Below are 13,720 nucleotides of genomic sequence, written 5' to 3'. Positions count from 1 at the left end.
TAAAGGCGACCACATTGGTCGCCTTTATCATTTTAAGCTGGAAGCCCTTTACGAATTAAAAATCGGTAAGGGAGAGTATCGGTGTCTTCTGCAAGTAGCTCATGATCCATAAAGCGACAAAAACTTGGGATGTCACGAGTTGTTGATGGGTCATCGGCTTTAATTAGCAAAGTCTCGCCATCTTGCATCTGTCGGATTGTTTTTCTAACCATCATGACAGGCTCAGGGCAGCGTAATCCTTCCGCTTCTAGTGTTTGGGTTGCTGTATCAAAGTTGATGGTCATTGTTGTATCTCTTTACAATTAAAGGCGACCAAGATCATACTGCTGTAAAAAAAATAATCAATACACATTGGCAAAGAACTGAAAAGAGAGTAATTTGCTTATTAACAACACATTAACATTGGATGGTTAACGTATTGTTTTAAATGTTTTTGGTTATAGAAAGAAAGTAATAGAAGGATCGCTATTATGCTTACTCAAATAGATCGTTTAACTATTTATTGTGTTCTTTGTTTTGTTACGATTTGCTCGCTAGTGCTGCGCACACCAGAAAATATTAATCTTTTCCCTTTAATTAGCCTTGCCTCCGTTATGGTTGCGCTTACTATCGAACTAAAAACATGGTCAGAAAGTGAAGCAGCAGAAGAGCAAGATTACTAACTCAGAATTAATACAATAAAAAATAACACACACTTTAACTTTCCCGTCTCTTTATCATTCTTAATCCCAAACTAAGAAGTGAATAAATTGCGGGATTTTTTTTATCTTAAAAACCGTTAAACTAATGGTTCAACCATTCGGTTATTTCAGACATAGGTTTAGATAATGGAACTCGAAGAAGTTTATCGTCGTGATTTAAATTTACTCATTGCCTTAAAAGTATTATTAGAAGAAAACAGTGTAAGCCAAGCTGCGATCCGATTGAGTTTAAGTCAGTCGGCAATGAGTCGTGTATTAGGTCGATTACGTGACTTACTTGGTGACCCATTATTTACTCGTCAGGGGCAGCATTTAGTTCCTACACAAAAAGCATTGGAGATTAATGCTCAAATTAATCAACCATTAGAGTCACTTCGTCAATTACTTACTCCAAGTGATTTTACCCCGATGCATTGCGATCAACATTTTTTGATTGCAACCACTGACTACGCAATGCAAACCATTTTACCTTATGCGTTACCTAAGATTTATGAACAAGCGCCGAATATCTCCTTGGAATTTACTTCTCTAAACCATGAGAATTTGTTTAAACAACTAAGTACAGAAAAAGTAGATATGGCTATCTGTCGTCCTATTGGCTCTGTTTCTCCATTGAAACAAGAAGTATTAGGGCAAGTCGGGGTGCTGTGTTTACTTTCTAAAAATCATCCGCTTTCTGGCGTTCGTTTAAGCTTAGATGATTATTTATCATTACCTCACGCCATGATTGCTATTAGTGATGGTGTAAAAGCATTATTGGATAATGCGTTATTAGGACAAAGAGAGAGAAGACAAGTCTTGAGGGCATATCATTTAGAAGCGGCATTAGCGATCGTCGATAAAATGCCATTAGTGATTACTGTTCCTGCGGATCTCGCTTACTTAATGGCCGATCGTTATGATTTAGTAATTAAACCCTTACCGTTTGAGTTTACCCCGTTTGATTATTCTTTAATTTGGCACTCTCGTTGTGACTCTTCACCAGCACAAACGTGGCTTCGACGCGTAGTAAAAGAAGAGTGCGGTAAGTTAATTGAAAAGCGTATCGAAGATATAGGGTTTGTTTAATATTAGGGAATAAAAAAGGCAGCGATTAAGCTGCCTTGGTTTACTGATGTTTTCACATTAACGCTAAGCTAGGTAGGGCTCAGCATTAAATCCTTTTAGCTAGTAAGACTAAATTTTGATAACTACACGGCCCGTGATTTGACCGTTGGTAATGTCTTCTGCTGCTTGAATCGCATCATCTAATGCCACTTCTTTTGTTGCTTGAGCATAGAACGACTCAGGCAGAAGCTCAGCTAGTTGTTCCCATGCTTTGATGCGTTTTTCACGAGGGCACATAACAGAGTCAACACCTTGTAAACGTACATTACGTAAAATGAATGGCATTACCGTAGTTGGTAAATCAAAACCACCAGCAAGGCCACACATTGCGACTGCACCGTTGTAATCAATTTGTGCTAATACTTTAGCTAATACTTTGCTACCAACAGTATCAATTGCGCCAGCCCATAATTGTTTTTCTAATGGTTTTGCTGGTTCTTCTAGTTCGCTACGCTCAACAATACGTGATGCGCCTAATGATTTAAGCAGCTCACCATTTGAAGAAGATCGACCAGTTACCGCTGCAACTTTATAACCAAGTTGGTTAAGAAGCGTGATTGATACGCTGCCTACACCACCACTTGCACCCGTTACTAGGATCTCTCCATCTTCTGGCTTAATGCCTGCATCAACAATGGCTTGAACACACAGCATCGCAGTGAAGCCAGCAGTACCAATAGCCATTACTTTTTTAGCATCTAAGCCTTTTGGCATAGGGACTAACCAGTCACCGTTTAGGCTCGCTTTTTCAGCCATTCCGCCCCAGTGACCTTCGCCAACACCCCAACCAGTAAGAACAACTTCATCACCTGCTTGGTAACGAGCGTCATCAGATTGAGATACCACGCCAGCTAAATCAATACCAGGTACCATAGGGAAGTTACGAACAATGCGCCCTTTACCTGTAATCGCTAAGCCATCTTTGTAGTTTAAAGAAGAATAGCTAACATTAATTTTTACGTTACCTTCAGGAAGTTGAGATTCATCGATCTCAGTAACAGCAGCAATTGTATTTCTTTCTTCTTGATTCAAAACGAGTGCTTTAAACATAATAAACTCCAATGAAATTAAATAGAGAATCAAATTCAACATTTGATTGATGGATTAAGTATAGGGGAGGTTTTTTTAGAAAAAAAATGATACTTAAACATGAAAGCTATGCATTTTGTGCATAGATCCTTTAGTAAAAAAAATTTTAAAAAGAGCAAATAAGATCTTTACTTTTTATTGGATCATGCTATTTTGCATCCTTGCTCTGATGTATAGAGTTATTAATACAAGCAATAAGTACAAGTCAAACCCTCAGAAAAATATCTTCGAAAAAGCTATTATCTCCGTGTTTCATTTCACTTTTCCAATTATTAATAATTGAACATTTCAGCAGATCGTTAGCAACGAATAAGCCTAACTGGATCTATTTATAATGTAATATGACCGTGTGCTATCGAAGTTGTGAAAATGCGTTGGCTTTATACCTGATATCGTTATCGGGCTATCTATTGTTCTACTGAAAAATAGATTGATGAGGTAAAGAACGTACAACTTCTCTATGTATAAATTACATAAGATAAATATCTCTTCTCAGGCTAAACAAGCGCATCGTATTGATGCATGTTTATACTAAAGTTAAGAAGGATATCTCATGTCTAAATCAACAGGCAGAAAGCGTTTTTGGTTCCACCAAGCGCGTGATACAAAAATCATCTCTAAAAAATAAGATGATAAAAGCGATACCAAATTAGGTATCAACTCGAAAAAAGTCGCCCAAGAAGGCGACTTTTTTAGTTTTTACGGTTTAGAAATTTTTTCTAAGGTCGTTCAAATACCGTTGCGATACCTTGACCAAGACCAATACACATAGTTGCGACACCCAATTTCGCGCCAGTGCGTTCCATGTTATTGATTAAGGTGGTGGCAATTCGAGAACCCGAACAACCTAATGGGTGACCTAGTGCAATAGCCCCTCCATTTAAGTTAATCTTCTCTTCCATGACATCCATTAAACCTAAGTCTTTAATACATGGTAGTGATTGAGCTGCAAACGCTTCATTCAATTCGAACAAATCAATTTCATCAATCGACAAACCTGCTCGTTTAAGTGCTTTTTTGGTTGCAGGAACAGGTCCATAACCCATGATGGATGGATCACAACCAGATACCGCCATTGAACGAACTTTAGCGCGAATGGTTAAACCAAGTTCATTGGCTTTATCTTCACTCATTATTAGCATTGCAGAAGCACCATCAGACAGAGCAGATGAACTGCCTGCAGTGACCGTCCCATTAGCTGGATCGAACGCAGGGCGAAGGGCTGCTAAACCTTCGAGTGTTGTTTCCGGACGAATAACTTCATCGTGTTTAACTAATGTTAGTGCGCCATTTTCATCGTGACCCTCAATCGGTAAAATTTCAGAATCAAAATGTCCCTCAATGGTTGCGCGATGTGCTTTTTGATGTGATGCGAGAGCAAAGGCATCTTGTTGTTCACGAGTAATGCCGTGCATCTTACCTAGCATTTCTGCCGTTAGTCCCATCATACCAGAGGCCTTAGCAACACTTTTGGATAGACCTGAGTGAAAATCGACACCGTGGTTCATTGGTACGTGGCCCATATGTTCCACACCGCCAATAATACAGATATCTGCATCGCCAACCATGATAGCGCGAGAAGCATCATGCAATGCTTGCATAGATGAGCCACACAAACGGTTAACCGTGGTTGCGGCGATAGACTTTGGTAAACCTGCTAATAATGAGGCATTACGAGCGATATTAAAGCCTTGTTCTAACGTTTGCTGAACACAACCCCAGTAGATGTCTTCGATTTGATTCGGATCGACGTTTGGGTTCCTCTCCATTAAGCCTTTCATTAGATGTGCTGATAAGTCTTCGGCACGAGTATGACGAAATACACCATTTTTAGATCGACCCATCGGAGTACGGATACAATCAACAATAACTACATTTTTCATGATAAATCCTTCCTTAGAGTGATGCCGATACAGAGGGTGCTTTAGGGACTGGGTAGTAACATTCTCCTACCGCCGCTTTTTGTTTGATGCTTTCTGGTACTTGGTAAACCGCACCAAGTTGCTCAAACTCTTTTGCCATCTCTAAATAGGTCGGCAATCCAATGGAATCAAGGTAACGGAATACACCGCCTTTAAATGGAGGGAAACCGAGTCCATAAACCAATGCCATATCAGCTTCAGCAGGTGAGGCGATAATGCCCTCATCCAAACAGCGAATGACTTCATTAATCATCGGGATCATCATTCGAGCACTGATCTGCTCTGAGGTATAAGGTTGAGTTGTGTCCGTTACTGTAGCAATGATTACGTGAGTGCCATCATCCACATTCTTTTTCGGTTTGCCTTTTCTATCTACGGTGTAAGCATAAAACCCAGAGCCATTTTTCTGGCCGTAACGGCTTTCATCAAACATTGCATCAATAATATCTCGACCATTTTTAGCCATTCGATCGGGAAAACCTTGTGCCATTACTGCTTGAGCATGATGAGCAGTATCAATACCGACAACATCAAGTAAGTAGGCTGGACCCATTGGCCAACCAAACTCTTTTTCCATCACCTTATCGATCTGTTGGTAATCTCCACCATCACGGAGCAGTAAACTAAAGCCAGCGAAATATGGGAAAAGAACACGGTTTACAAAGAACCCGGGACAATCATTAACAACTATCGGGGTTTTACCCATTTGAGAAGCGTAAGCAACAACGCGATCAATGGTTTGTTGTGAGGTTTTTTCACCACGGATAACTTCAACAAGAGGCATACGATGTACAGGGTTGAAAAAGTGCATACCACAGAAATTTTCAGGACGTTTTAATGATTTTGCTAATAATGAAATTGGAATGGTTGAAGTGTTCGACGCTAAGATTGCATTCTCGTTAACTTCATTTTCTACTTCTACTAAAACCGCCGCTTTGATTTTTGGATTCTCAACCACAGCTTCAACAATGACGTCTTTGCTCTCAATACCACCATAGTTTAAAGATGGCGTAATGGATGAAAGCACTTGCGCCATTTTTAATCCAGATAAGCGCCCGCGCTCTAATTGTTTATTAAGCAGTTTAGAGGCTTCATTCATTCCTAGATCTAATGAGGCTTGAGCAATGTCTTTCATTAAGACAGGTACGCCTTTAGATGCTGATTGATAAGCGATGCCTCCACCCATGATGCCCGCGCCAAGCACGGCAGCGTTAGCTACTGGTTCACAGTTTTTAACCGCTTGTTTGGCTTTGCTTTTAACGTATTGGTCGTTTAAGAAAATACCTACAAGGGATTTCGCGACTTCAGTACGAGTTAGAGCAACAAAGTGTTTGTTCTCAATCGCTAGAGCTTCATCACGACTCATACCAGCACTTTGTTCTATTGATTTAACCGCTGTAATTGGCGCAGGATAATGTTTCCCTGCCATTTTCATTATCATGCCTTTAGCGACATTAAATGACATCGCCGCTTCTAATGGTGATAGTTGTAATGGGGCTTTCTTTTGTTCACGACGTTGCTGCCAATTTAGTTGGCCATCAATTGCTTTTTTTAGCATAGAAATAGATGCATCGATCAAGGTTTCACGTGGAACAACGCCGTCAACCATTCCTAGCTTTAAGGCATCTTTTGCTCGTTTAGGTTTACCTGTGGTAATCACTTCCATTGCAGGATCAGCACCAATTAAGCGCGGTAAGCGAACAGAACCACCCCAACCAGGCATAATGCCAAGCTGTGTTTCTGGTAAACCGATTGATGCGGTTTCGTCCGCTAAGCGGAAGTCGGTAGCAAGTACACATTCACAACCGCCACCGAGCGCAAAACCAGTAATAGCGGTTAAGGTAGGAACAGGAAGATCTTCTAGCTTATTAAAGATAACGTTGGCTTGATGAAGCCATGCGCTGAGCTCTTCCGGTGGAGTATCAAATAACCCAAGAAACTCAGTAATATCTGCACCCACAATAAAAGCATTCTTACCTGATGAGAGTAAGAGTCCTTTTAATTCTTTTTGCTCGTAAAGCGCATCAATGGCTTCACCAAGTGATTGTATAGTGGCAAGGTTGAGCTTATTAACACTGCCTGTCGCATTAAACACTAGGTGAGCAATGCCTGATTCGATGTAGTCTACAGAGAGGTTTTCACCTTGATAAATCATTTTCTATCTCCATGAAATAAGAACCAGATCCGAGTATTCGTTATTATAATAATCTGGTTTGACCAGTTAATAGTGGTGCTAAAGTAAACAGATATCAAATTAAATTTAACATTTTATTTACGTTTATCTTGGTTGATCACAAATTTACTTTCTTCGGTTGGTGAATAAATATCAGGATGGAAAGCGTAAATGTCATTAGAAGTGATACACTTTAAGGTTCCGTTTTTAGTATCAGTGTAGTCTATGAGTGATCAGCCATATCCAGTCCCAAAAGCGATGGCGGTATTTGAAGAAGAGATAAAAAAAAGCGTCTTTATTACTTATCTTGCTAGAACAGCATCGATTGATGAAGCCAAAGCGTTTGTGGCAGAAATAAAAGTTAAGCATTCTGATGCTAGGCATAATTGTTGGGGCTTTGTTGCCGGAAGACCTGAAGATTCTATGAAATGGGGCTTCAGTGATGATGGTGAACCCTCTGGTACTGCTGGTAAACCAATACTTGCTCAACTAAGTGGCAGTGGTATTGGGGAAATCACCGCAGTGGTGACTCGTTACTCTGGTGGGATCAAGCTAGGAACGGGGGGGCTTGTTAAAGCGTATGGTGGTGGAGTTCAGCAAGCTCTTAAATTGATAGAAACAGAAGAAAAACGCATTACAGCTCATATTATTTTGCATTGTGACTATAACTTAGTGAGTTTGGTCGAAACATTACTGCACCAATATGAAGGACAACAGGTGGCAGCGGATTATAGTGATAAGGTTGTAATGACATTAGAACTAGAGAAACGTGTCATTACTGAATTTAAAACCGCGGTGATTAATAAAAGCGGTGCCAAAATTGAATTCCCAACAGAGTAATTCAATTCATATAAACCATTAGGATGTGAGTGACGCGAAGCGTTCAATAAATCATGCAGTTTCGTTCAATTATTCGAATCGTGGGTACTTTACTCGCGGTTTTTAGTTTTTTCATGTTGGCTCCGGCTCTTGTCGCGTTTATTTATCGTGATGGTGCGGGTGTGCCGTTTGTTATTACCTTTTTCTTATTGTTAGCTGGAGGCGGTGCACTTTGGTTTCCTAATCGTCAGCATAAACAAGAATTAAAATCTCGTGATGGCTTCCTTATTGTTGTTCTATTTTGGATGGTAATCGGCAGTGCGGGTGCATTACCATTCTTGCTTTCTGGCTCTCCTGATATATCGGTAACCAATGCCTTTTTTGAATCATTTTCTGGGTTAACGACAACAGGGGCGACCGTTCTTACGGGGTTAGACCATTTGCCAAAAGCTATTCTATTTTATCGTCAACTTCTTCAATGGTTTGGCGGTATGGGTATTATTGTTTTAGCCGTCGCGATCCTTCCAGTGCTAGGTATCGGTGGTATGCAGCTTTATCGTGCGGAGATCCCTGGGCCAGTAAAAGATTCAAAGATGACACCAAGAATAGCGGAAACGGCAAAGGTGCTTTGGTATATCTACCTAACGTTAACTATCGCTTGTACTTTAGCGTTTTGGGCCGCAGGAATGGACTGGTTTGATGCTATTTCTCATAGTTTCTCAACCATTGCTATTGGTGGGTTTTCTACTCATGATGCAAGTATGGGACACTTTAATAGCCCTATAATTAACGCTATAACTGTGGTCTTTTTACTTATCTCTGCCTGTAATTTTTCATTGCACTTTGCTGCATTCGCCTCAGGCGGCGTTCATCCTAAATATTATTGGAAAGACCCCGAGTTTAGAGCGTTTATTTTTATCCAAGTATTACTGTTTTTAGTTACTTTCTTGTTGTTATTAAAGCACAGTACTTACGATTCAATTGGCGCAGCGGCAGATCAAGCTTTGTTCCAAACGGTATCAATTTCAACGACGGCAGGTTTTACGACAACCAGTTTTTCTGAGTGGCCATTATTCTTACCTGTTTTATTACTGTTTTCTTCCTTTATTGGTGGCTGTGCAGGATCAACAGGTGGCGGGATGAAGGTTATCCGTATATTGTTACTTTCTCTGCAGGGTATGCGTGAACTAAAGCGTCTTATCCACCCAAGAGCTATTTTTACGATCAAGATTGGTACAAAGGCATTACCTCAACGAGTTGTTGATGCGGTGTGGGGGTTCTTCTCTGCTTATGCGTTGGTATTTGTTATTTGTATGCTGGCATTAATCGCGACCGGCATTGATGAATTAACCGCTTTTTCTGCGGTTGCTGCGACACTAAATAACTTAGGTCCTGGTCTGGGTGAGGTTGCGGTGCATTTTGGCGAGGTGAATGACTCTGCAAAATGGATTTTAATTATTTCTATGTTATTTGGGCGTTTGGAAGTATTTACGTTACTTATTTTATTCACGCCGACGTTTTGGCGTAGTTAGTTTTTAGTATTGAAAAGATTTAAGAGGTTACTGTGGAAAGAGTATTACTTCTTCACTCAAGCCGTGAAGGTCAAACGATTAAAATATTAGATTACATTGCGACGAAGCTAGGCAGTGATGTTGATTGTCAGTTAGTCGATTTACACCAACCGGTAACGGTATCGTTTTCAGATTATGATCGTGTTGTGATTGGTGCTTCTATTCGTTACGGTCATTTGAATAAAAAGCTGTATCAATTTATCGCTCAGCATCAAATTGCTTTAGAGCAAGCAAAGGCTTCATTTTTTATTGTGAACCTGACAGCTCGAAAAGAGGGGAAAGATACTCCAGAAACCAGTGCGTATTTTAAGAAGTTCTTATTAAAGTCACCTTGGGTCCCTGAGTTACAAGATACCTTTGCTGGTGCATTGTTTTACCCACGCTATAACTTTTTTGATCGATTTATGATTCAACTGATCATGAAAATGACAGGTGGAGAGACCGATCCGACGAAAGAAGTTGAATATACGAACTGGAAACGAGTAGATCAATTTGTTGATAAGATAAAACTCGGTTAAATTCTATTCGTTTTCAGTAAAATAGTGCGATAGATGTAGAATTTTTAGTTTAGATTCATATTTTTAGCGTTCAAAGTGTGGATTTTATTTTGGAAGTCATTACAATAGCACGCACAACAGGGGTGTAGCTCCAACTGGCAGAGCAGCGGATTCCAAATCCGCGTGTTGGGAGTTCGAATCTCTCCACCCCTGCCATATTTAGAGAAGGCTCATATCGAAAGATATGAGCCTTTTTGCTATTTGTAGTTTGAGAAAAGATCCGCGGATTCCCCCCACCATAAGAACACGTGTGTTGGGAGTTAGAACTACTCTAGCTTTGCCATATTTAGAGAAGGCTCATATCGAAAGATATGAGCCTTTTTGCTATCTGTGGTTTGAGAAAAGAGCCGCGGATTCCCCCACTATAAGAACACGCGTGCTGGGAGTTCGAATCTCTCCACCCCTACCATATTTAGAGAAGGCTTGTATCGGAAGGTATGAGCCTTTTTGCTATTTGTAGTTTGAGAAAAGAGCCGCGGATTCCCCCCACCATAAGAACACGCGTGTTGGGAGTTCGAACTACTCTAGCTTTGCCATATTTAGAGAAGGCTTGTATCGGAAGGTATGAGCCTTTTTGCTATTTGTAGTTTGAGAAAAGAGCCGCGGATTCCCCCCACCATAAGAACACGCGTGCTGGGAGTTCGAATCTCTCCACCCTTGCCATATTTAGAGAAGGCTTGTATCGAAAGGTATGAGCCTTTTTGCTATCTACAGTTTGAGAAAAGAGCCGCGGATTCCCCCCACCATAAGAACGCGCGTGTTGGGAGTTCGAATCTCTCCATCCCTGCCATATTTAGAGAAGGCTTATATCGAAAGATATGAACCTTTTTGCTGTCTGAAATTTAAAAAATATGATTTTTGGGCTATTTTCGGTTTAGAAAAGTGTGGTGAATTTCGCAAGTAACAAAAAAAACACTGAGAATAATAATCATTTACTTAATGCCCTTGCATTTATACATAATTTATATTTAGATCATAATCTTATAAAATATAAATATAATTACTAGGATGTATTATGAAAACTTATTGGTTACCAATAGCTTTTTCTTTATTCGTTACAGGCTGCGCAACTCACTCCGTTACACCAATAAAAGCAGATCCTAATTGGGTCAGCGAACAACTTGATAATGGGCTTCGTTATCATATCTATCCAGATACTGAAAAAGAGGTCTCTGTTAGGCTGATTATTCACTCTGGTTCATTCCAAGAAAGACAAGATCAAAAAGGATATGCGCATTTTGTTGAGCATATGGCGTTTAATGGAAGTGAACATTTTTCTCAAAATGATGTTATTTCTTTATTTGAAAATGCAGGGCTCAGCTTCGCAGCTGATATTAATGCGTATACTTCTTATGAGGAAACCGTTTATAAACTCGATCTGCCCAATAATAGTGAATTAAATAATGCACTTACTTGGATGCGAGATATTGGGGATGGTATCGAGCTTTCCTCTAAAGAAGTTGAGAAAGAGAAAGACGTTATTCTTGGTGAGTTTAGATACTCTCGGTCTGAAGAGAAGGATATATCGACACAGTTTTATGAGCATATGACTAATAATTCATATGATGCTTATGATCCTCTTGGTAATAAAGAATCTGTTCTTTCTGCGTCTTCAGAAACATTAAGAGAATTTTATAATAAATGGTATCAACCGCAATTAACAGAAATAGTGATTACGGGAGATGTTACTTTAGCACAAGCGACTGAGCTCGTTAAAACACATTTCTCTTCATGGGAAGAAGGGACAACCATGGTAACGGCAATGGAAAAAGAGGTGTTAAATACCTCTGATTTTATTGGCTATATTGCGGGTGGCGAAGCTCCAAGTATTAATATGATTATTGATCGTGGAAATTCGAATGTTCAAAGTAGAGAAAAACAACACCAACTTTGGTTAGATTATATTTCTCAAGAATTAATTAAACAAAGAATGAATGCTGCATTTTTAGATGCAGCGATGCCTGCACAGTGGATTTATTCGACGGAATATTTTGTTTCAGACAGTCGCTACTCCATTTCTTCAGTATCGTTTCCGGCACGTTATAGAGATCAAAGCGAAAAGCAATTTTTAGAGGTGTTGGCTTCTTTACGTGATCATGGTGTAACGGCTAATGAGTTAAAAGACATCGTAAAATATTATCAATATGAATTAGATAATATTGGTAAAAACCAAGACGATTTAAACGCTGTTGATCATGCAGAAAATAAATCAATGAATATCGTTAACCAGCAACCAAGTCAGTCTATTTTAGACTATAAAGAAAGCTTGGAAGCTTTTATCTCTATGGTAGAGCTTACGGTTGTTAATCAACATATGCATGACTTTCTCTCAAGCTCTTACCAATTTGGTATTGGTTTAGATGCGAGTGAAAGCATTGATGCTACTAAACTAAGAATTCCTGAATTAAGAGCTCTGTATAACAAGCAGGGTAATAAGCCTTTACTTAATAATGTAACCTCTGCTTTCCCAGTTCCTGCTATGTCCGGAAGTATTCTTTCAGAAGCGTTGATATCGAGCGAAAGAAACTTAACAAGTTGGACGTTAGATAATGGCATTAATGTTCTGTATTTAAGAGATACAAACTCTGGGGATGACATCAGTATCTCGTTAGCGAGCAAAGGTGGAATGGCGGCATTAACTCCAAATCTAATTCCGGCAGCAAACATTGCGATCCCTGTTGTTAGTCGCAGTGGATTAGGCGATCTTACTGGGTCTCAGTTAGATGCACATCTAAGACGTAATGATATTGAGCTTTATCCATATATTAATTTTACTCATCATGGCATTGAAGTTCTCACCGATAGAGAAGGGGTTGCCGAAAGTTTTGCTGTTTTATCAACATTGATGTCTGAGATAAAAGTCGATAATGATCAGCTTAAAGCCGTAAAACAGGAGTTTAATCAAAATAGGAGTGCATACCTAGAAACACCATTAGGTAAATTTACTCAAGCGATTAATCACAATACGTATGTAGTAACGAGCAGTCATCGATTACTGGAAGGTGATGGGGTGGTTGATGTCACTGATGAACAAATAAAACAAGTTCATCAATTATTATTCCAACAGAATAGAAATTATCAATTAGTGATTGTTGCTGATCTTAAACCCACAGAGTTAAAACCGTTATTACGTCAGTATGTTGCGAGTATCCAATTAGCTAATTCTAAATCTGTTAACTATGCCGCTAGTTACAAAGAATCATTTAAGCCTAGCTTTACAATGGCAGTTAATACCGAGAACAACAGCCACTATATCGCTCATTTTATTGCGAATAAGGCTGATGAGAACCAATCAGCGAAATCTTTGTTTATGGAAGATATGCTGCAGCGTATTGTTTCTAAACGTTTGATGTCTTATGTACGTGAAGAGTTGAGCTTAGATTATGCTCCTTATGCTGAAATCATAAACTCTGATGGTGAATTACGAAGTAATTGGATCGTTGGTGCTCAAGTCGACCCTAAAAATGCAGAGCTTATTGGATCGGCGATAGATAAAGTGATTACTGATTTATTAAAAGGAGTGTCTGAGGAGGAAACCCGTTCTGCTGCAAAACAGTTAGTAGTTGATTTGTCTCCAATGAAAAATAACTCATCACAACAAGCTTGGTTATTTACGAGATATACAATACATGGTTATGGAATTGATGCGCTATTGAATATTCAAAAGACGGCTGATTCTATACATTCTCAGGAGATGACAGCGTTAATTCAAAGTACATTTGGGGAAGGTGTTCGTAAGTCTACATACTTAGCAACACCAGTTATTCGATAATTTTCTATT

At 39.4% G+C, this 13,720-nt stretch carries 10 protein-coding genes and 1 tRNA gene; 7 read left to right on the top strand and 4 right to left on the bottom strand.

The features are described from left to right. Window positions 1-32: 32 nt before the first annotated feature. Window positions 33-284 (bottom strand): sulfurtransferase TusA, encoded by a 252-nt coding sequence (gene tusA, locus BTO23_RS19850; protein ID WP_060993452.1) that lies wholly within the window; start codon window positions 282-284, stop codon window positions 33-35. 186 nt (window positions 285-470) lie between these two features. On the opposite strand from tusA, the gene BTO23_RS19845 reads away from it, so the two are divergent. After that, window positions 471-662: a hypothetical protein gene (locus BTO23_RS19845; protein WP_060993451.1), complete on the top strand. Its 192-nt coding sequence runs from the start codon at window positions 471-473 to the stop codon at window positions 660-662. 165 nt (window positions 663-827) lie between these two features. Continuing rightward, on the top strand, window positions 828-1,769 hold the full coding sequence (locus tag BTO23_RS19840; RefSeq protein ID WP_060993450.1) for a LysR family transcriptional regulator: 942 nt from the start codon (window positions 828-830) through the stop codon (window positions 1,767-1,769). Between the two features lie 108 nt (window positions 1,770-1,877). Here the strand turns inward: BTO23_RS19840 and acuI are convergent, their stop codons facing one another. The 3 genes from acuI to fadB form a co-directional block, all read right to left on the bottom strand. Next, window positions 1,878-2,858, bottom strand: coding sequence for an acrylyl-CoA reductase (NADPH) (acuI, locus tag BTO23_RS19835; protein ID WP_060993449.1), 981 nt, complete (start codon window positions 2,856-2,858; stop codon window positions 1,878-1,880). Between the two features lie 758 nt (window positions 2,859-3,616). Next, a complete protein-coding gene (gene fadA / locus BTO23_RS19830) occupies window positions 3,617-4,780 on the bottom strand; it encodes an acetyl-CoA C-acyltransferase FadA (protein ID WP_061030387.1) in 1,164 nt (387 codons plus the stop codon). Between the two features lie 13 nt (window positions 4,781-4,793). Further along, window positions 4,794-6,974, bottom strand: a complete 2,181-nt coding sequence (gene fadB / locus BTO23_RS19825; protein WP_105064391.1) for a fatty acid oxidation complex subunit alpha FadB — start codon at window positions 6,972-6,974, stop codon at window positions 4,794-4,796. 243 nt (window positions 6,975-7,217) lie between these two features. On the opposite strand from fadB, the gene BTO23_RS19820 reads away from it, so the two are divergent. The 5 genes from BTO23_RS19820 (at window position 7,218) to BTO23_RS19800 (ending at window position 13,711) form a co-directional block, all read left to right on the top strand. Further along, window positions 7,218-7,832: a YigZ family protein gene (locus BTO23_RS19820; protein ID WP_105064390.1), complete on the top strand. Its 615-nt coding sequence runs from the start codon at window positions 7,218-7,220 to the stop codon at window positions 7,830-7,832. Between the two features lie 53 nt (window positions 7,833-7,885). After that, window positions 7,886-9,343 carry a TrkH family potassium uptake protein gene (locus BTO23_RS19815; RefSeq protein ID WP_060993445.1) on the top strand — a complete coding sequence of 486 codons (1,458 nt, stop codon included), beginning with the start codon at window positions 7,886-7,888 and terminating at the stop codon, window positions 9,341-9,343. A gap of 32 nt (window positions 9,344-9,375) precedes the next feature. Then, a complete protein-coding gene (gene hemG, locus BTO23_RS19810) occupies window positions 9,376-9,900 on the top strand; it encodes a menaquinone-dependent protoporphyrinogen IX dehydrogenase (protein ID WP_060993444.1) in 525 nt (174 codons plus the stop codon). A gap of 118 nt (window positions 9,901-10,018) precedes the next feature. Next, window positions 10,019-10,095 (top strand) — tRNA-Trp (locus tag BTO23_RS19805). Between the two features lie 859 nt (window positions 10,096-10,954). Beyond that, window positions 10,955-13,711: a M16 family metallopeptidase gene (locus BTO23_RS19800; RefSeq protein ID WP_105064389.1), complete on the top strand. Its 2,757-nt coding sequence runs from the start codon at window positions 10,955-10,957 to the stop codon at window positions 13,709-13,711. Window positions 13,712-13,720: the final 9 nt, after the last annotated feature.

The organism is Aliivibrio sifiae, assembly GCF_002954715.1.
GTDB lineage: Bacteria > Pseudomonadota > Gammaproteobacteria > Enterobacterales > Vibrionaceae > Aliivibrio > Aliivibrio sifiae.
The sequence above is the reverse complement of the archived record's forward strand: the minus strand, read 5'-3'. Positions and strand labels throughout refer to the sequence as shown.

Excerpts from the sequence above, each read along its gene's own strand:
- BTO23_RS19820 (WP_105064390.1), top strand. The coding sequence starts at position 7,218 with ATGAGTGATCAGCCATATCCAGTCCCAAAAGCGATGGCGGTATTTGAA.
- fadB (WP_105064391.1), bottom strand. The coding sequence starts at position 6,974 with ATGATTTATCAAGGTGAAAACCTCTCTGTAGACTACATCGAATCAGGC.
- fadA (WP_061030387.1), bottom strand. The coding sequence starts at position 4,780 with ATGAAAAATGTAGTTATTGTTGATTGTATCCGTACTCCGATGGGTCGA.
- BTO23_RS19800 (WP_105064389.1), top strand. The coding sequence starts at position 10,955 with ATGAAAACTTATTGGTTACCAATAGCTTTTTCTTTATTCGTTACAGGC.
- BTO23_RS19840 (WP_060993450.1), top strand. The coding sequence starts at position 828 with ATGGAACTCGAAGAAGTTTATCGTCGTGATTTAAATTTACTCATTGCC.
- acuI (WP_060993449.1), bottom strand. The coding sequence starts at position 2,858 with ATGTTTAAAGCACTCGTTTTGAATCAAGAAGAAAGAAATACAATTGCT.
- BTO23_RS19815 (WP_060993445.1), top strand. The coding sequence starts at position 7,886 with ATGCAGTTTCGTTCAATTATTCGAATCGTGGGTACTTTACTCGCGGTT.
- tusA (WP_060993452.1), bottom strand. The coding sequence starts at position 284 with ATGACCATCAACTTTGATACAGCAACCCAAACACTAGAAGCGGAAGGA.
- BTO23_RS19845 (WP_060993451.1), top strand. The coding sequence starts at position 471 with ATGCTTACTCAAATAGATCGTTTAACTATTTATTGTGTTCTTTGTTTT.